Here is an 18969-nt window from a genome sequence, read left to right as displayed (position 1 = left end):
GTGGGCCTGGCTGAACAGCAGGACGTTGTCGGTGCAGTCGTACCGTGCTCCGCGGATCCACCGCTCGGCCCAGCAATTCGACCTGGGCTGGCGTGGCGGGGTTCGCACGACCTCGATGTTCTCCGAGGCGAACACCGCGTCGAACTGTTCGATGAAGTTGGCTCCGCGGTCGCGGATCAGGAATCGGAAGTCGTTGGTTCGGCCTTCCAGCGTGGCCATGAGTTGCCGGGCCTGCTGGGTGACCCACTGGCCGGTCGGATGCGCAGTGACGCCCAGGATGTGCACGTGGCGGGTCTTCACCTCCATCACGAACAGGACGTAGAGCCGCTTGAGCGTCACCGTGTCGATGTGGAACAGATCGGTGGCCAAGATCCCGTGCGCTTGTGCCTTGAGGAACGTCCGCCACGCCGTGTCCATACGCCTGGGCGCAGGTGGGATCCTGCGTTGCTTCAGGACCCTGCGGATCGTGCCTTCCCCGACGCGGTGGCCCAGGCGGCGAAGTTCGCCTTGGATCCTTCGGTGGCCCCAGCCGGGATTGTCGCGAGTCAACGTGACGATCAGATTGCGGATCTCCTCGGACACCGGCGGCCGACCGGGTGAGCGGGGCTGGGTCCATTTGCGTTTCACCAGGCGCCGGTGCCAAGCCAGCAGTGTCGCCGGCGTCACGATCCGATGCGCGCGCAGCTTACGCGGCAGAAGCCTGGCCAAAGCGGCCAGCACAACCCGATCGGTCCAGGACGGCTTCGGCTTCCCGACCTGACGACGCAGAATCTCGACCTCATGCCGCAGCGCCAGAATCTCGACGTGGTTCGCGGCATCGTCGCGGGCGAGCAGCGCCAGCCAGGCGAAGACCTTGGCGCTGAGCTGGTAGATCAGTTTCACGGCCACAGTCGTCGAGCCTGCGGGCCGATCAACCAATCACACAAACGGGCAGGTCAACGGCCATGCGTCTATTCTGGCGCGGTACAGGCGAAACCACGCCTTACTGGCGAGGTACCTACTAGTGCAAAGGGTGCCAACCAAACGCCCTCTTACAGACTCCTTACGCACAGGCGGACCTCCTTGAGCGGCGCTCGGCGGCACGTCTATAACGAATGTTATAGCGACCGTTATACGAGAGGCCTCCTCATGCCAGACCACGACATCACTCCACCCTCCGCACCCTCCGCACCCTCCGTGCCGCCAAGGAGGCGACTGCGCGCCGGTAAGGTCCCCTTGCTCGCCGGAGTCGCCCTCGCGCTGGCGCCGGTCGCGATCCCGACCGCCTGGTCGGCGTCTCGTTCTTGGGTGCCGAACACCGCCGCCGCGTCAGCCGCCGCCATCGCGCCGACCCGCGACTGCGCCACCCTCGCGGCGGTTGATCTCACCGGGTTGCCGGACGCGCCCAGCCGTGTCCTGTCCGCCGCTGCGGTCACGGCGAACGGAACCACGTATTGCGACGTCAAGGGCTACACCGCGCCGCAGACGCAGTTCGAGGTCAAGCTGCCGACCGCGACCTGGCAGGGACAGTACGTCCAGATCGGCTGCGGCGGCTTCTGCGGCGACGTCCCCACCTCCGGGGCGAGCCCGGCGCCGGCGCTGTCGACGGGCTGCCAGCCGGTGACCAGCGGTGCGCTCGTCCTCGCCTCCGACGACGAGGGGCATGTCGGAGCCAGCCGGCTCGACGGGCTCTGGGGCAAGGACGACCCGGAACTGCGCACGGTGTTCGGGTACTCGTCCGAGCACAGCCTCGCGATCGTCGCGAAGGCTCTCATCCACGGCTACTACGGCCAGGCCCCGACGTATTCGTACTTCGACGGCTGCTCGGACGGCGGCCGGGAAGCCCTGATGGAGGCGCAGCGGTATCCGGCAGACTTCAACGGCATCCTCGCCGGGGCGCCCGCGCTCGACGCCACGGACTTCGCCGGGATGCTCTCGGCCTGGGTCTACCGGTCCGACACCGACGCCGCCGGGCACCAGATCCTGGGCGTCGACAAACTTCCGGCCCTGCACGCGGCCGTGCTGAAGGCGTGTGCCGGTCCCGACGGGCTCATCGCGGACCCGCGGACCTGCTCCTTCGAGCCCGCGAGCGTCCAGTGCCCCGCCGGGACCGACGCCGCGTCGTGCCTGACGCCCTCCGAGGTCACCGTCGTCCGGAAGTTCTACACCGGTCCGCAGGACCAGGCCGGCCGCAACCTCTATCCCGGCGGGCTGCCGTACGGGTCCGAGCTTGGGTGGGCCGGATGGGACATCTCGCCGACCGGGAACGCCCTGGCGACCAACGCGGCGCAGTTCGCCGTCAACTACCTCAGCTATCTGACGGGCAACGACGGCTCGACCGCGGCTCCGGTCAACCTGAGCGACTTCCCGTTCACCGACGCCGAGTACGCGAAGCTCCAGCGGGACGCCCGCGTGAACAACGCCACCGACCCCGACCTCGCCGCGTTCCAGCGGCACGGCGGAAAGATCATCCTCTACCACGGCTGGGCCGACCAGGCGATTCCCCCGTTCGGCACCGCCGCGTACTACCGGGCGGTCGCCGATACGACGAAGAACTACGCGAGCTTCTCCAGGCTCTACATGATCCCTGCTCAGTACCACTGCCTCGGCGGCGGAGATCCTCAGGCAACCGGCGACCTGCTCACCCCGCTGATGACGTGGGTCCAGGGCGGTGCGGCGCCGTCGGCGGTCACGTTCCAGACCGTCAAGCCGGCGGTCGGCCAGCCTGCGTCGATCACGGTGTCGCCGTTCGATCCGTTCCAGGCCGGAAGCGGGACCGGCTACAACAGCGACTACCACTGGATCGGACGGTTCCACTGACCGATCGGAAGGCGTGGCCTAATGGCCTGACGCCCTAGACGCCAAGTCCGGTAAGGACAGCCTGCACTCCAGCGATGTACATCCGCTGCGCCGCGCCCCCGTCGGGGACCGTACCCCACGAGGGTGGCGGCGCTGCCAGCACGTCGGCGAACTCGAGGCCGATCAGGCCGTGCATGACAGCCCACAACGCATACGCCTTGCGGAGGTCGCCGCCCAGAACTCCGATCAGCGGCCCGAACGCCGTCTCCAAGGCGGCGGCACGCAACTCCGGCCCCGGCGTGAAGTCGGGGAGCGGACGGTCGAACATGAAGGAGTATCGGGCGGGGCTCTCCAGGGCGAAGTCCCGATAAGCCGTCGCCAGCCCCATCAGGTGCACACTCACGTCCTGATCCGGCACCACGGCCCCGAAGGCCTCGCCGAGCATGTCGAAGGCCCGCCGGTACAGCGCCTCCAGCACCCCGGCCCGCCCGCCGAACCCGCTGTAGACGCTCATCGTCGAGGTTCCGGCGGCTTCCGCGATGCGGCGGACCGTCAGCTCGGCGAGACCGTGCTCAGCCGCGACGCCCAGGGCGGCGACGATCAGCCGCTCCCGCTGTTCTTCGCGGCTCGCGGCGTCGGAAGCCGAACCTCGTGGCATCCCGCCAGCATAGGGCAGCCGCGTCGGCCGGACCTGTGGCGGCGGGCCGTCGCCGGCTCGGTCACTTCCACGCGTACGTACAGGTGGGGGACCACGAGCCGCAACGCGGGACGCCGTGCTCAGGCGCGGGCGGGACGCTCTCGTGATGGGTCGCGAACAGGACGCCTTCACGCCTCGGGTGGTTGAGCTGGAAGTCGGATCGATCGTGATGCTGTGCCGGTCGCGGGCGTCGACGAGCAGTAACCGATCGTCCGGACCCATACCGACGGCATCAGCGAACACAGGGATACCAAAGCGCAAGCGGGTATGTAGAACGACATGCAGCAGAACCCTGAATTCCTGGTCGAGGTACATCAGAACACGTACCTTTCCGCTGGGAGAAGCGAGGTGCAGGCGATCGTGGCCGTCACCTCCTCGGCCCCGGCCGGCGGCGACGCAGACCTCGCGGCACGCACGCCGGTGGATGCCGTCGAGGTCTTCATCATCGACTGCTCGGACTGCCGCGGTAACGCAGACGTGACGCTGCGGTTGTGGACCCCGACAGGCACGGTCGTGCGTCATGTCAAGCAGGTCAGCCCGATGCTCCGAGACCTGACCGAGCACCGGACGGCGACCGACAACATGCTCGTCGGCGACTACCCGACCGGTACTTGGGGCCATGAGAGGCGCGAATACCACATCTGCGTCGAAGTCACGCCACGGGGCGTCGGCCAGGAGATGCTGGCCGGCCGGGTGCAGCTGATGACCAAGCACGGCGGCGGTGAGACATTGCTGGGCACCGGCAGGATCCGGGCCATCTGGACGGATGAGGAAGACCGGTCCACCCGAATCGATCCGCTCGTGGCGCACCACACCGGCCGCGCCGCGCTGGCCGCAGCGATCAAGGAGGGCATGGATGCCCGGGCATCCGGCGACCTGGACGCCGCCTCAGCCTTGTTGAGACGCGCGACAGCCCTGGCCGCGGAATCCGGGCAGGAGGAAACCTTGGCGCAGCTGCGCCGGGTCACCAGGGCGGACACGGATACCGGCGAGGTGCGCGCGTTGGCGATAGTTGTTGACGCCGTCGGCGATTGGGGATGCGAGCTCGGACCGACAAAGACAGTGCGGGCCAAGAAGTACGCTCTGGGAACCGCTGAAGGGCAGCCGAACTCGAATGCAGATGGCGGGGAATGACCTCGGGGCTCGCCCCAAGGCCGGTAGTTCGAGGGTTCGTCGATAGTCAAACACTGCTCCTGCCGATACCTTGTCCGCGCAGGTTGTGGGATGAGCTGGCTTGCGCAGCGGGACCGCGCCGATGGGCTTCGCCAAGGCCGCGTGCTGATCCTGTGGGTGCCGAATATTTCATCCATGCAGGTCAGGCCGCGTGCTCGTACTCGTGCAGGATGCCGCCGAGTCGGTCGCGTCTTCGCACGTTCAGGTCGACGATGTCGGCGCTGCCAGTGATCGGTTCGGGCACAGGTTGCAACGGGGCGCCCTGTTCCAGCGACCGGTGTGGACGGTGCAGGTTGTAGTGGGTCTCGAATTCGCGTAGCGCGTGCAGCAGGTAGGCTTGGTTCCAGATCAGCATCCGGTCCAGCAGCTCACGCCGGCAGGTGCCGACCCAACGCTCCATCACAGCGTTCATCCTCGACATCCGAACCCCGGTGAGCACGACCTGAACGCCGGCATCGGCCAGCACCTCGTCGAATAAGGCACAGAACTTCCCGTCACGGTCACGGATCAGGAACCTGATCGAACATCTGGCGTCCTGCAGGTCCATGACCAGGTTGCGGGCGGCTTGGGCGACCCAGGAAGCGGTGGGGTGTGCCGTGGTGCCCAGGATGCGGATTCTGCGGGTGGCGTGTTCGATGACGGCCAGGATGTACTGCCGCTGCCCGGTCAGTGTCACCGTCTCGATGAAGTCGCAGGCCAGGATCGCCTCGGCTTGGCCGTGCAGGAACGCCGACCAACTGGTCGCGGCCCGATCCGGCGATGGATCGACGCCGGCGTCCTTGAGGATCTCCCACACGGTGGACGCGGCGACCGTGACGCCCAGCAACGCCATCTCGCCGTGGATACGCCGGTAGCCCCAATTGCTGTTCTCGCGCGCCAGGCGCAGCACCAGCCGTCGTATCGAGGCCACGGTCCGTGGACGCCCAGGACGCTTGGGCCTGCTGCGAGCGGCATGGCGCCGGTTGAGCAGATCGCGGTGCCAGCGCAGGACAGTGTCCGGACTCATGACCAACTGCAGCCGACGCAGCGTCCTGCGCGGCAGCGCACCAAGGAACGCCGCCAGCAACGCCCGATCCGCAGGTTCGAACCGGACTCGTTGACCGCCCAACTGCCGCTGCAAGATCCTGATCTGATGGCGCAGGGCCAAGATCTCGGCGTCCTTCTCCCGATCGCTCATCTGGAGTAGCCGCAACGCAGCGAACGTGTTCGCCACTGCCAGATACGCGAACCGGACCAGCACGACCAACCATCATCGCCAGCCCGGGCAGGAACCGCACCGAAAACCGTCTGATCACTCGCCGACTCGAAGAGACGGGTCAAACCCATCTCGACCAGCATGGACGACATTCTCGGCACCGACAACGCCAGCCTCGATGATGGTCGTTGCCGCCACCGAGGACGGTGTGCTGGTGATGGTGCGGCAGTACAGGCACAACCTGAAGCGCCATACCATCGAGCTGGCCGCCGGTGGAGTATCAGACGGTGAGCATCCCGAAGCCGCCGCTCTGCGCGAGCTCGAGGAGGAGACTGGCTACGCGCCGGCCGAAGGCGCACAGCTTCAGCACCTCGGCAGCTTCTACTCCCTGCCGTCCGAGACCAACAAGATCACTCACGTGTACCTCGCGGCGCCGGTGGTCAAGATCGCTGAACCGGTCCCCGACAACCTGATCGAGCAGTACTTCGACATGAGCGTCGTGGAGATCCCGGTCACCGAAGCCTTCGACCGCCTCGGCCGCGACATCGACGGCATGGAGACCGTCGGCGCACTGATGCTGGCCCGACCGTACATCACGTCAACTTGAACCGCTCGCATAGCTAGAGACCGTCGCGGAACCTACCGCCTGGAGGGCCAGGTCTGGATGCCACCGATCGCCCATAGCCGCAGCTCATCAACGGCTACCGCTCTGACTGCTTAGGTGTCGGGCGCTGAGGTGTTCTTGCAGGCGGGCGTGGCGGAATTGGTAGACCGTGCCCGCGTGGAGTAGGACTCCGCGGTCGTAGGCGTCCTCGAGGAAGGTGAGCGTTGCCCAGGGCAAGTGTCCGGTGAGCGGCAGCCAGATTCGGACTAGAAGGATCCACTGTCCCCAGGCGGTGGCTGCCAAGGCGTAGACCAGTGTGATGGTGAGTCCGCCGACGATGCCCTCGAACAGTCCGAAAATCGCAGGCCAGCCGACATGGAGGCGTGTATCGAAATGATTCAAAGGCTCTTGTAAGAGATAGGTGATGAAGCCGCCGGCGAGGAAGATGGCGAGAACGAGGGCCGGTATGAGCAGCAGGACCTGACGGAGCACGATGGCGCGGTTGGCGGCCAGCAGGCGTGCGGGGGTGGCGGCGAAGTCGGTGTCCAGGGGTATTTCCAGCCACGCTATGAGCCCGAAGGCCAGTCCAGCGGTGAGACCGAAGACGAGCCCATAAAAGATCATGTTGAAGGGTGTCAGCTCCAGCCCACCGCTCAGTGGGTACCCGTTCTGCAGTGCGAGCGCGATGGTGTCAGTGGCCCCGAACATGAGCCCGAAAACGGCGCCGCCCAGCACTCCGGACGACACTCCGCCCGCGATTCTGCGGAATCCCGGGCGCTCGGGCGTTTGGCGCCGGCCCGACAGCCGAAGTTGCATGCGTGAAGGTTCAAGCCCTAGTCGTCCGGAGACGATGAATAGCGTGTAGGCCACACCGACCGCCAGGCCGACCGGAGGACCGGTGACCAGCGCATCGAGCAGGTTCCCCAGAAGAATCACCGACGTACCGTTGGGGCTGGAGATGTCGAAGGGCACCGCGGCGAGCCAGTCCGCCAAGACGACGATCACCGCACTGGCTAGCGCAACGGCGAGGATGCGTGAGCGCGGGGGCAGCGAGTCGGCCAGCTGCCACCATGCCAGGTTCTGCCGGTCTTTCTGGCCGGGCCGGCTGAGGTGCCTGGCGAGGTAGCCCAGGTAATCCTCGGCGAGTTTGTCGTCCCAGCTCCGGCGCCGGGGCGCGGGGCCAGGGGCGGTCTCGGGCTGAGGGTCGCGCCGGTAGACGACGGGGACGAAGCGGGCCAGCAAGTGGCTTTCGATGGCGTCCTCGGTGGGGAAGCGGGTGGTGTCCTCGAGTAGTTCCTTCGGCGTCAGCTTCGGGTCGGCGGTGTCGCTGTACATGGTTCGGGCAAGCATGACCATCAACGGAGTCGTCAACACTTTGATCAGAAGGGCACAGGCTGGATGGCCCGGCTGTCGGCGCAGCTGGTCGAAGACCGGGTCCCACACGGTTGCGGCACGGCCGCCTTGTGCCGGTGCCGTCGTCGGAGGTGCGGTGCGGTGCAGGTAGTCGGCGACATCGTCGAAGGTCAGGTCGACCAGCTCGACTCCCGCGGCGCCGACGAGCACGCGGGGGCCGACTGCGTCGATGAAGGCGGTCGTGCGGCTGGTCAGCACGAACGGCAGGCGGGCCGCGTTGTTGAGCTCCTCCAGCGCAGGGACGTGCAGCCTCGGGGCGATCTCATCGAACCCGTCAAGCACCGGGAGGATCCCGCCGTCGGCTACTAGCGCTGCGGCGAGCGTCAGGCCTCCGGGTGCCGGTGCGGCCAGGCTGGGATGGTCGCGCAGCAGTTGGCCGACCATCCAGTCGCGCAGTGCCGTGGCCGTAGGATCCCAGGACCCCATGTTGAACACGACCGGCACAGGACGCCCCGCAGCACGCTTGTCCAGGAAGTCCAGGACGAACCGTGATGCCAGGACGGTCTTTCCCGATCCGGCGCGCCCAAGCAGTACCAGCCGTCGAGACGGGATGCGCGAATACACCTCCACGATGCCGGCTACAGCGCCGGACAGTTCCAGGGGCTCGGCCGCCATCCCCGGGCGCGCTGCCTGAAGGTTGTCTTCGTGATCGAATCCCTTCGAGGCCTGCTGCCAACGTACCGGTAGAACATACGGGAACTGGACGCGGCGCTTCTCCTCCTCCCGCCTCCAACTGCGGGCGACATAATGTGCGAGCGTATCCGCAGCGTCAGCCAAGACGCCCGGCAGCCGCGGTGGATCCTGGTCCATGCCCTCGCCGCGGGCGTCTTCGGCGGGGGCTATCTCCTCGGTCGTGCCCAGCAGCTGCCGACGGACCTGGTCGGGCTCGCGGTTGCTGGCCTTTGCCAAGACATTGGCCAACTGCTGCACCGTCTTCATCCGGGGGTTGGCTCTCTCCCCAACTTCCAGCCCGCTGATGTTCCGTACCGATTGTTTGGCTGCCTCCGCTAACTCTTCCTGCGTCATCCCGGCGGTCTCTCGCAGATGTCTTAGTCGATCGCCAAACGAGCTGGAGGACACGTAAAGCTCTTTCGTTGTTGGGGCCCTGCGAAGGTGAGTCAGGACACTGTATCGACGTGACTGGACACATATGGCTAGTTCCAGTCATGGCGCTGTCACCAGCGCCGATACCAAGCTGGGCATCGCCGGTCATACGCCGGCCCGGCACTCGGGCTGCCTGTTGCGGACGTAAGACGGGGCCGAGACCACACCCCTGACGGGAAGGACTCCAAAGACATGTCGAACCCTGGCAAGCGCATCCAGCGCACCGCCGCCGCGGCGGTGCTCGCAATCTCCGGCCTGGCCGCCGCGCCCGGCGCCGCGCATGCTGCGAGCGCACATCACTACTACATCGAGATCGGCGGCACCGGCGCCCAGGCGGACGCGCCGGCCTGCACCTACAGCTACACCTACGCCAACCAGCACCTGGGCGGCGGCATCCCGGTCCCGGTGTGCTACCCGGCCAGCGGCGGCCCGTTCGTCGGCAGCCACAACGAGGTGCCCGACCTGTTCGCCCCCAGCTTCGGCGACAGCGTGAGCCAGGGCTACCAGAACGCCCTGGCCGCGATCGAGGACGTCTACCACGCCGACCCGACCGCCAAGTTCACCGTCACCGGCTACTCCCAGGGCGCCTGGGTCGGGGACCTGCTGCTGCAGACCATCGCCGACGGCGGCACCGACATCCCCGCCTCTCAGGTCGACGGCATGCTCTACGCCGACCCCATGCAGCCGGTCACCGGCCTTTGGCACCTGGTCCCGGCCGGCATCCCGCTGCCGCTGATCGCAATCTCCCCGGGTACCGGGCCGGACGAGTTCTCCGGCGTGCCGGTCATGCGGTTCTGCATCCACACCGACGGCGTCTGCGACGCCACATCCCTGGACTCTGTACCCGGCGTCTTCGCCCAGCACCCGCACTACTGGCAGGACGGCAACATCATGACCCAGACCCTCAGCCATGACGGTGGCGACGGGATCACCTGGTACCCCGCCACCTGACCGCCGGGGTACCGGCCATACACCCTCTTCTCACCCCGGGCTGCCGCAACAACCAGTGTCATCGATCGATCCGGACCATGACGGTACGGGGCCCACAGCACCCCGGGGCGAGAAGGGAACCGGCTCCTGGCTCCACTCCGACGCACCATCCGGATCGTCTTGATCACGATTTGGCTCTCAAGGTGGTGACGAGCTTTTATGCAGACTACTGACACCTCTTCCGGCGCCACTCCGACTCCACGCCACCCCGACCAGGCACGAGTCGGCGGCCGACTCTCGCGGTGGCGGCGAGACCTCCGCGCGATTCGCGCGGCGATGCCCCGCGGCGCAGGTCTGGCCCTGGGCATGGCGGCAATCGCGCTGTTGGGCGCCGCCGCCGCCGGTCTTCCCGATTACTGGCGCAACCTGGCGCAGAACACCGCAGCAGACCTGATCGGGGCGATCGTCACGATGTACCTGATCATCCCGATGGCGCAGCGGCCCCGCATTGACGCCTTGCCGCCTCAGGAGGCCAGCGACCTGCCGTCCAAAACAGTCCCCGTCGAGCTGGCCAACGATCAGACATCAAGCCAAGAGGTGAGATTGGAGCACGAGGTTTGACAGCATCCGATACGGCACCTGGACGTAGGACTCGCCGTCGGGGTCCGGCGCCTAAAGGCTGTTGCGTAACTGTGGGTGACGGCGGGCTGGAGCGTCGTCGCGACCGTGGCTGGTTATGCCGCGAGGGCGAGGTTATGCATGGTGGCGACGGCCTGGACGGCGGTGTGAAGTCCGTCGCCGCGGACTCGGCAGTCTCGCAGGATCTTGTAGTTCTTCATCCAGGTGAACACGTGCTCGACGCGGGCCCGGACTCGTCGGTGTTCGGTGTTGTCCGCCTCCTGGATGGCCAGCAGCGGACGGCCGGTGCGTTTGCGGTGCGGCACGATGCAGCCAGTGCCCCAGTACGCGCCGTCGGCCAGCACCACCTGCCCGTCGCAGATCTCGGCGATCCCGGAGCGGCGAAACGCTGGAGCGTCGTTGACGTTGCCCGGCAGGGGCCGACCGGTGGCGATCACCAGGCGGGCGTCTGCGTCGACGACGACCTGCACGTTCGCCGAGAATCGGTAGTTGCGGCTGGAGGCGGCCATGTCCCGATCCCGCACCGGGATCATCGTGCCATCCACAATCCACAGCCGCTCGGCCGCGTCCGGCCGGCGCCGCGCCGGCGCCAGCGCCAGATGCGGACCGACCTGCTTGACCGTGCGGCACACGGTCCCGGCCGAGACGCCCATCAGGGCTCCGAGTTGCCGCATCGTCAGGTTCGTCCGGTAGTACACGGCCACCAGCAGCACCCGCTCGTCCAGGGTCAGCGCCCAGGGTCGACCAGCACCGGATGATCGCCACCGCGCTCTCGCACGACCTTGACCAGACCCCGGTACTGCCGCATCCGCAGCCCTGTGAACAGCTCGACCCACACCGGCTCAGCACGCAGAAACCCGCCCATACCAGAACGATGCCCGCCGTCACCCACAGTTACGCAACAGCCTTTAGGCGCCAGCACGAAGGCGAACCGACACAGCCACACTCCTCGAGATTGCACGAACGAATCGCTCACCACGAGGCTGACGCACCCCCCCATGATCGACCGTCGGCAATCATCAAGATTCCCGACAGAGCCCTTCATTGAGGCTGGTCCCGCTGGACGCCCATGGCCTGCTGCCTAGGGGGCGGTGGTGTCGGGGCGACCCGGTTCGGCGTGAACCTGGCATTCGACGACGAGTTCGTGACCGGGCGGGGGCAGCCAGCTACCCTCTGGTCACCGAAGGCGACTAATCAGTACCCTGACTGCAATCGTCCGTGAGGTCGAACAGGGGTGGGAGACTGATGTCGCAGCGGGTGATCGGGGGTCGGTTCCGGCTGACGGCCGAGCTCGGCTCGGGCGCGTTCGGCCGCGTCTGGAGCGCCTTCGACGAGAAACTGTGCGTCGAGGTGGCCATCAAACAAGTCCGGATCGACTCGGCGGCTTCCAGCACTGAGCGCGCCGCGGCGGTGACGCAGGCAGAGAACGAGGCGCGTAGCGCCGCGAGGCTGCGCGAGCATCCCAACATAGTGACGGTCTACGACGTCATGACCGAGGCCGGTTCGCCGTGGCTGGTGATGCGGCTGGTTAGGGGCAAGACGCTGGTGCAGGTGATCGCCCAAGGCCGGCTGGACCCGCGCGAAGCCGGGAAGGTCGCCGCAGGCGTGCTCGCGGCCTTGAGCGCGGCGCACGGGGCCGGGATCGTGCACCGCGACGTCAAGCCTGCGAACATCATGCTCGCTGGTGACGGTACCGTGCTGCTGACCGACTTCGGCATCGCTAAGCAGCACACGAACACCACGCAGGCGGTCTTGATGGGCACGCTGCCGTACATGTCTCCCGAGCGCCTGAACGGCAAGGACCTCCCGGCCGGAGACCTGTTCGCCCTGGGCGCGACGATCTACGAGATGACCGAGGGCACTTCGCCCTTCGCCCGGGCGACGCCCACGGCGATCATGTCGGCCGTGGCGACGGAGCAGCCCGCCCCGCCCAGCCACGCCGGTCCGGTGGCACCGCTGATCCTCGCGCTGCTTGAGAAGGACCCTGCGAAGCGGCCGAGCGCGACGGCGGCACAGGCCTTAGTACCAGGCCAGAGTCCAGGCTCGACGGTCCAGGCGACGATTCCGGTGCCGGCCTCGCCCGGTTCGGATACCTTGCCAACTGCCGAGCAGTGGCCTCACGATCCGCGGCGCGTCGGTCGGCGCGGAGTCATCGCGGCCGGGGTCGCGGTCGCCGCAGTCGCGGCGGTACCTGCGGCCGTTGCGTTGTGGCCGTCCGGGAAGGCCACCTCGAATGCCGGAGGCGGACATCCAACCGCGGCGCCGACCAGGCCCCAGCCTCTCGTGAACTGGCAGGGGCCCGTGACTATGTCCGACCGAGGCAGCGGAACGCCCAAAGCTGTAGCCTTCAGCCCCTCCGGTACTCTGGCGGCCGGTGCCGACAGCGACGGCACGGTCTGGCTCTGGGACACAACGACTTGGTCGACGACCAAGAGCTTCGTCCACCATGCCGTCGATCCGTTCTCGAATTTGACCCTGGACCTGGTTGTGAAGTTCGACTCCGCCTTCGGCGCGGCGCTGTGCCCGGCGTTCAGCCCGGACGGCTCCGTTGTCGCGGTAGGCAACGGCGACGGGACGACGAGCCTGTGGAACATCGCGAACGGAGCCGAGACCGTCCTGCCATACGTCGACCCTGTCGAATGGAACTACTCAAACAGCTGGGTGGCCTTCGCCCCCAACGGCCGGATACTCGCGACCACCTACGACGCACCGGCCGTCAGGCTTTGGAACCTGACGACCCGTACCAGCCTTGCCACCCTGAACACCGGTGACACCAGCTGGATCGGCCAGATGGCGTTCAGCCCCACCGGCGGAATCTTGGCCACCGCCAGCGGTAACGGCAACCCGGGCAACACCGTCACCGACGGACGGCTGCAAATCTGGGACACGTCGTCATACACCCTGATCGCCACCCTTTCCGACACCAACTCCCTCGGCCCACAACCTTTGGCCTTCAGCCCAGACGGCAAGACACTGGCGAACCTGCGCAGCGACGGCAAAGTCACGCTCTGGGACGTCGCATCACGGACGCCGACGTCGACGCTTGCGGGGTCGGGCTCCGGCGTGACATCGATCGCGTACAGCTCCCGCGGAGTCCTGGCCGGCGGCATCGCCGACGGCACCGTCACCCTGTGGGACGCTGCATCAGGCAAGAGCCTCAGCGTCCTCGCCACCGGAACCAATGACACCGTCAGCTACGTCGCCTTCAGCCCGAACGGCAATATCATCATGGTCGGCACCACCAACGCGATCGCCGTTTGGAAGTCGACGGCCTGATCAGATGAAGCGCCCCGGGTCGGCGCCACGGTCATGCCTTTGACAGCCAGGTCAGGGCCTGTGGTGGTAAGAAACCCGGCCATCTGATGTGACCTGGGATGTTATGCGGCTTTTTTCCTGTATTCGTTGATAAGCCCGCCGAGGACACGTTTGCGGCGGATCCGGTCGGCCAGCGCGGGGAACGGGATCACGTTCGGGTCGTCGTCCGGGGCGCGCAGGCCCATTCCGTGGCCTTGGTGGCTGCGGCCGGCGTTGTAGTGCGCGACGTACTGGTCCAAGACGACGCGCAGATGGCGTTCGTTGGCGATGAGGATGCGGTCGGTGCACTCACGGCGAACGGTGCCGACGAACCGTTCGGCGATGGCGTTCATCTTCGGCGCTTGCGGCGCGGTCATGATCGCGGTGATTCCGATGGCGCTAAACACCGCGTCGAAGGCGTCGCTGAACTTCGCGTCGCGATCTCGGATGAGATGGGTGAATCGGTGTCCGGCGGCTTCGAGATCGGCGGTGAAGTCCCGGGCCAGCTGGGTGGCCCAGGCGGCGGTTGGGTACCGGGTGATGCCGAGCAGGTGGATCCGGCGCGTGGAGTGCTCGATGACGAACGCGACGTAGAGCCTGGTGAGGGTGAGCGCGCAGTCGACGTGGAACAAGTCTGTGGCCAGGAGGGTGTCGGCCTGAGCGCGCAGGAACGTGTGCCAGGAGTCGTCGCGGTGTTTTGGTGGCGGGATCCGGTGGGCGCGCAGGATCTTGCGGATCGTGGCCGCGGCCACGCGGTGTCCGAGTCGGCGCAACTCGCCTTGAATACGTACCACGCCCCAGCTGCGGTTCTCCCGAGCCAGGGTGAGGATCAGCTGGACGAGTGCGTCGTTGATCGGTGGCCGGCCCGGCGCCTTCGGTTGGCGCCACTTGTTCGCTACCAACCGCCGATGCCAGCGCAGCAGCGTGCCCGGGGTGACGATCCGGTGGCCGCGAAGCGTCTTGGGCAGTAGCTAGGACAGCGCCGCGAGCACGGCTCGGTCGGTCCAGGCGAGCCTCGGCTTCGGGTTCGTCCGGCGCAGCACCGCCACCTCTTGGCGTAGCACCAGTATCTCGGCGTTCTTCGATGCCTGCGATCGGGCCAGCAGCACCAGCCAGGATAGGAAGTTCACGAGGATCCGGTAGAGCAGACCGATGGCCACAGACCTCGATCATGCCACGGGATCACCCGAGGTCAGGCCGGTTAGCCGAGTTTCTGACCAGGGCAGGCCCGGCAGAAGGGCAAGACCCTCGAGGCGATCAGCGCCACCACGGGGCACGCACCGGGGTCACGGTCGCTGGCCGAGTACATCCGACGCGTGGACCGCTGGTCCGAACAGGACAACGCTTTGGTGGGCATCGGTTTGTGAGACAGCAGAATGTCCGCTGCGGGGCCCGATACGGGCGTCGCGGCAGACTTCGTCGTCTCTGCCCCGTAAGCACTGGGGACGTCGTTTCGGCACACGGTCAGCTGGTGACCCGTCCGCTGACTATTTCGTGCTGGCAGGGCATGAAGACTGCCGTCGTCCATTTGGTTGTTGCTGGTGCACGTGCTGGGAACTGGCTCTGTTCTACGTGGGTGAGAAGCACGTTTTCCGGCGTCTTGCTGCACGTCGGGCACGCCGGGAGCGGTCCATTGGGGCTGGCCATCAGGTCGCCGATGAGCCGTTCAAAATCCCCATGGGCTAGGTCTGGCGTGTCTTCGCTCATAGACCGACGTTAAGAAGATGGGGCCAGCTGCGACAGGGATGCAGGGCCGTTCGTGTCATCTGCCGGTAGCCCGGGTGGAGTACGCGAAGGGCCCGGACACTCGCGCGGGAGGTCTGGGCCTTCGGTCCGTCTCTGGGTGTCGCCAGCTACCCGAGCACCTTCTTGTATGCCGCCGCCTGGTCCGGCGTCAGCACCTGCGACAGCCGTAGCAGCACCCCGCCGGATACATAGTCGTACTCGGTCCCGAGCATGGGCATCGACTTCTCCGACTTGGTGATGTAGTCGGCGCGCGCGGTGGCGCTGGCGTTGTCGGCGTACACCTCGACGGATCCACCGAGGTCGACGGATCCGGCGGAAGAGTCCCGAGCCTGGTCGGGCTTGACGGTGGTGTCGGCGAACGACGCCTTCGACGTGTACCCGCCAGGTCTGCCAAGCAGATGGTTCGGGTCGTTGGCGGCGGTGTAGACGGTGACGGTGCCGATGGGGAGTCCGGCGGCCTTCAGGCGGGCGATGACGGCGGCGGCGTCAGCCGCTGTGGGCGGCACGGTGGTGTGTGCTGCAGGCACCGCCGTGGCGGTGGTGACACTTGCCGCAGACGGCGCGGTCGTGGTGTTGGCCGGCGCCGACGTCTTCGACGACCTGCCGCAGCCGGCGGCAAGCAGCACTGTAGAAGCAGCCAAGATGGCAGCGCGACGCACTATGAGTTCCCCTCGAATAGCCCGACCCCCGTGCAACGTTGCAAGAATACGGTGCCACTCATCTGCTACCGCTCGGTCAAGTCAGATCGTTATCGGGCTCGGCGCAAAGCTAGTAGTTTACGGCACGGCGGCTAGGGCAGCACCCGCCCCATCAATTCGTTCCCACGACCTGCAGCTACCATCGAATTGAAGTAGTCGCTCATCAGCTGGGTCAGATTCTGCGCGCGCCGTTCCAACTCCGCCGCCTCTGCCCGTCCGTCATGCCCGAAGTACGCGGCGAACGATGCGATCACCACGTCGATAGCGCGGATCGCTGCCCGGGTCGCGCTTGCAAGGTCTCCGATGTCCACTTGTCCTTCGAGTAGTTCGCCGTCAGATCTTGATATGGGGTTGGCGAGGACCCACGGTGAGCTGTGGACAGCGCCGGATCGGTGACTGTACATGCCTGGCATGTCAGGGAAGGTGGCGGCCACCAGACTCCCCAGCTTCGGCCGAAAGGGTTCCTTGTGCTGGCCGAGGCGGATTGCTCCGGATAGGAGCGTCATCCCGGCCTTGTCGATGGTCTTGCGCAGATCGCGTTGCGCGTCGGTGTGCCCGGTCCCGATCCGCTGCTGCATGTAGGCGGGCTTCGCGTTGTACTGCTCGACGAGGTTTTCGACGCTGTCCCATACGAGGGCCGCGCCGCGGGTGATCCGTTCCTCGAGGCCGATTGCCGGGTCGAGCAGGTAGGAGACCAGGGCTGCCGATTCGCAGGTGACGCGGGACAGCGTTCCGTGCGCGTAGATCGGGACCGAATCACCGCCGAGACACTTCTGGAGTGTGCCGGCGTGGTCGTGGACGTTCAGCGTGACCTGGCGTGCGTGCTTCAGCGTGAGGGTCAGCAGCTGGCGGCGGTGTGCCCGTGTGTTGTGAGGCGCAGCTTTGAGAGCCTGCTCGTCCAGCCGGTAGGGGCTGCCTGGCTGCGCGCTTCCCGAGAAGCGTCCGGGGGCTTCGGCCAGCAGCTCCAACGGCCTTGTGAGAGCGATGCGCGCGAACTTGAGCAGATGCGGTGGTCGCGCACTCGCATCCGACAGATAGGCCACCATGAGCTGACGGTAGGCGCAGGTGGCATCCGGATTCCAGCTCTTATTGCCGGAGCTCCGACGTCGCGCCGGTACGGGCGAACTTCGCCTACGATCCCGAATCCATCCAGCCGCGCACCTCCGCCGGCACCGGATCGCCCCATGAGGCCTGAATCCTGAAGTACAGCACCACCCGGCGGGCCTGTTCGAACTCCGGAGCCTCGTCGGGCTCGTTGAGGTCGAGCACCTGATTCCAATTCAGCGCCTGGATCTGCCACCCGGATCGGACTCCGTGGGTTGCCCGCTTCAGCAGCTCAGCCCGTATGCCCTCGTCGAAGCGGGTGAAGAAGTCCTGGACCTCGTCCTCGGTGGCGATGCTCATGCGTCCATCCTGGCACCTACGGTCGCGCTGCCGCGGCAAGCGGCGGTGAACGGAACCCGCAGTGACAGAGGACACGCCGACGCCCGGCAGCATCGCAACCGTGCGCGAACGATCGGTACTGCCTACCGCTCCCGGCTTTGGTGCCATCTCCGCACCAGCCCGGCGTACTCCACCAGCCACCCGGGGGCGCCCTCGACGTTTCGTCGCGTCCAGGTTTGGTCCAGCAGCGACGCGAACAGGTCGACGTGCTCTGGGTCCGCGGCCTTCCACAGCGGGAACCCCGCCAGCCACGCCTCGGCAGCCTCCGGGACGTGCCTGGAACGGATCAGCCACGGCACCATGAAGCCGAAGTCCAGCCACGACGTGCCCTGCGACACGAACGCCCAATCGACGATCCGAACCGCTCCGTCCGGGGTGATCAGCACGTTCTCAGGGTTCAGGTCGCAGTGCACCATGGCGTCGCCGGCGAACACTTCGGCGCGCGCGTCCAGAGCGGCGTACCGGTCCTGAACCCGCAGCTTCACCGACGGCGGGCACTCCCGGGCGGCGAGGTCTTCCACCGCCGCAGCCTCCAGGTCCAGATCCGGAGACCCCGGCGCGTAGTCGGCTTGCCGGCCGTTGACGAACTCGAACCCGACGATCCGCCAGCCGGCGGCGTCGAACGGCCACAGCAGTTCGGGCGCGTGCGGCCGTACCGCGGACAAGACCTCGGCCTCGTTCAGCAGCGACCAGGCCTCGGCGCCTCCGCCGCGCTGGTCCGGGATGAGGCGGGCGCCTTTGATGAACGCCCGCCCCCGGCTGGTGCGCATCTTCCCGGCCACGTCGGCGTGGTTGCCGAGGGCGGCTGGGATGAACTCCTTGAGCAGCCCGGCGAGGACAACGCACTCGTTGGCCTAGGCCTTTGATGCCAGGCGCCCGGTCAGCGGTTCCACTCCAACGTTTGCCCGTTGACGGAATAGACCACCTTCACGGGGTCGCCTGACTGGGCTGCAGGAACATCGAATGGGATCAGTCCAGATCGGCACTCGCCTACTGGCACAGCCTTGGTGTCGTCGTTGGGGTAGAGCGCGGAAGAGAAATCTCTGGGAGACCAGGCGTTGAGCGGTTCCGCCGTGGTGTCATCGCCGAACAGCAGGGACCAATCTTTCCAGCTGAACCCAACGGGGCTGCCGTCGGCGCTGGACTTCAAGCAGGCCTTTAGTGTCTGTTGCTTAACCGAACATAGCCTTTGAGCTGGGAAAATAGTCCCGGCTGTGGGGTGTGATCCGTCGTCGGGAGCGGTAGAGGCTGCGGT

Annotated in this window: 18 protein-coding genes and 1 pseudogene; 6 read left to right on the top strand and 13 right to left on the bottom strand. The window is 66.8% G+C overall.

The features are described 5' to 3' along the window. Positions 1-888, bottom strand: an 888-nt coding sequence (locus tag ABIA35_RS48915; RefSeq protein ID WP_370362578.1) for an integrase, incomplete at its 3' end; no start/stop codon positions are given. 327 nt (positions 889-1215) lie between these two features. Here ABIA35_RS48915 and ABIA35_RS48910 point away from each other — a divergent pair. Further along, complete coding sequence (locus ABIA35_RS48910) at positions 1216-2799, top strand: tannase/feruloyl esterase family alpha/beta hydrolase (protein ID WP_370362577.1); 1584 nt, start codon at positions 1216-1218, stop codon at positions 2797-2799. Positions 2800-2833: 34 nt separating this feature from the next. Here the strand turns inward: ABIA35_RS48910 and ABIA35_RS48905 are convergent, their stop codons facing one another. Continuing rightward, complete coding sequence (locus ABIA35_RS48905) at positions 2834-3436, bottom strand: TetR/AcrR family transcriptional regulator (RefSeq protein ID WP_370347737.1); 603 nt, start codon at positions 3434-3436, stop codon at positions 2834-2836. 387 nt (positions 3437-3823) lie between these two features. Here ABIA35_RS48905 and ABIA35_RS48900 point away from each other — a divergent pair, with 387 nt between their 5' ends. Then, the gene (locus ABIA35_RS48900; protein WP_370362576.1) at positions 3824-4609 is read left to right on the top strand and encodes a hypothetical protein; all 786 of its coding nucleotides are present in this window, start codon (positions 3824-3826) and stop codon (positions 4607-4609) included. Between the two features lie 181 nt (positions 4610-4790). Here ABIA35_RS48900 and ABIA35_RS48895 read toward each other — a convergent pair whose 3' ends face one another. Then, complete coding sequence (locus ABIA35_RS48895; RefSeq protein WP_370347741.1) at positions 4791-5888, bottom strand: integrase core domain-containing protein; 1098 nt, start codon at positions 5886-5888, stop codon at positions 4791-4793. A 136-nt stretch (positions 5889-6024) separates the two neighbouring features. On the opposite strand from ABIA35_RS48895, the gene ABIA35_RS48890 reads away from it, so the two are divergent. After that, positions 6025-6450 (top strand): NUDIX domain-containing protein, encoded by a 426-nt coding sequence (locus tag ABIA35_RS48890; RefSeq protein WP_370347744.1) that lies wholly within the window; start codon positions 6025-6027, stop codon positions 6448-6450. 87 nt (positions 6451-6537) lie between these two features. Here ABIA35_RS48890 and ABIA35_RS48885 read toward each other — a convergent pair whose 3' ends face one another. Then, positions 6538-8940 carry a helix-turn-helix domain-containing protein gene (locus ABIA35_RS48885; RefSeq protein ID WP_370362575.1) on the bottom strand — a complete coding sequence of 801 codons (2403 nt, stop codon included), beginning with the start codon at positions 8938-8940 and terminating at the stop codon, positions 6538-6540. A gap of 216 nt (positions 8941-9156) precedes the next feature. On the opposite strand from ABIA35_RS48885, the gene ABIA35_RS48880 reads away from it, so the two are divergent. Next, complete coding sequence (locus ABIA35_RS48880; protein WP_370347748.1) at positions 9157-9915, top strand: PE-PPE domain-containing protein; 759 nt, start codon at positions 9157-9159, stop codon at positions 9913-9915. A gap of 345 nt (positions 9916-10260) precedes the next feature. Then, positions 10261-10515 (top strand): hypothetical protein, encoded by a 255-nt coding sequence (locus tag ABIA35_RS48875; protein WP_370347751.1) that lies wholly within the window; start codon positions 10261-10263, stop codon positions 10513-10515. Positions 10516-10628: 113 nt separating this feature from the next. On the opposite strand, the pseudogene ABIA35_RS48870 reads toward ABIA35_RS48875, so the two are convergent. Continuing rightward, positions 10629-11398: pseudogene (locus ABIA35_RS48870) on the bottom strand (transposase). A gap of 380 nt (positions 11399-11778) precedes the next feature. Here ABIA35_RS48870 and ABIA35_RS48865 point away from each other — a divergent pair. Continuing rightward, positions 11779-13809: a WD40 repeat domain-containing serine/threonine protein kinase gene (locus ABIA35_RS48865; protein ID WP_370362574.1), complete on the top strand. Its 2031-nt coding sequence runs from the start codon at positions 11779-11781 to the stop codon at positions 13807-13809. A gap of 101 nt (positions 13810-13910) precedes the next feature. Here ABIA35_RS48865 and ABIA35_RS48860 read toward each other — a convergent pair whose 3' ends face one another. The 8 genes from ABIA35_RS48860 to ABIA35_RS48825 form a co-directional block, all read right to left on the bottom strand. Beyond that, on the bottom strand, positions 13911-14795 hold the full coding sequence (locus ABIA35_RS48860) for an integrase core domain-containing protein (protein WP_370347772.1): 885 nt from the start codon (positions 14793-14795) through the stop codon (positions 13911-13913). Positions 14796-14798: 3 nt separating this feature from the next. After that, complete coding sequence (locus ABIA35_RS48855; protein ID WP_370347756.1) at positions 14799-14987, bottom strand: hypothetical protein; 189 nt, start codon at positions 14985-14987, stop codon at positions 14799-14801. A 304-nt stretch (positions 14988-15291) separates the two neighbouring features. After that, entirely contained in the window at positions 15292-15534 is a 243-nt protein-coding gene (locus ABIA35_RS48850) for a hypothetical protein (RefSeq protein WP_370347758.1), read from the bottom strand. 146 nt (positions 15535-15680) lie between these two features. After that, positions 15681-16100 carry a hypothetical protein gene (locus ABIA35_RS48845; RefSeq protein ID WP_370347760.1) on the bottom strand — a complete coding sequence of 140 codons (420 nt, stop codon included), beginning with the start codon at positions 16098-16100 and terminating at the stop codon, positions 15681-15683. Positions 16101-16363: 263 nt separating this feature from the next. Beyond that, on the bottom strand, positions 16364-17317 hold the full coding sequence (locus tag ABIA35_RS48840; RefSeq protein ID WP_370347762.1) for a hypothetical protein: 954 nt from the start codon (positions 17315-17317) through the stop codon (positions 16364-16366). An 85-nt stretch (positions 17318-17402) separates the two neighbouring features. Beyond that, positions 17403-17675, bottom strand: coding sequence for a hypothetical protein (locus ABIA35_RS48835; protein WP_370347764.1), 273 nt, complete (start codon positions 17673-17675; stop codon positions 17403-17405). 122 nt (positions 17676-17797) lie between these two features. Then, positions 17798-18496 carry a phosphotransferase gene (locus ABIA35_RS48830; protein ID WP_370347766.1) on the bottom strand — a complete coding sequence of 233 codons (699 nt, stop codon included), beginning with the start codon at positions 18494-18496 and terminating at the stop codon, positions 17798-17800. Between the two features lie 98 nt (positions 18497-18594). Next, the coding region (locus tag ABIA35_RS48825) for a hypothetical protein (protein WP_370362573.1) at positions 18595-18969 on the bottom strand (375 nt) is incomplete at its 5' end.

It is taken from the genome of Catenulispora sp. MAP12-49, assembly GCF_041262705.1.
Classification (GTDB): domain Bacteria; phylum Actinomycetota; class Actinomycetes; order Streptomycetales; family Catenulisporaceae; genus Catenulispora.
The sequence above is the reverse complement of the archived record's forward strand: the minus strand, read 5'-3'. Positions and strand labels throughout refer to the sequence as shown.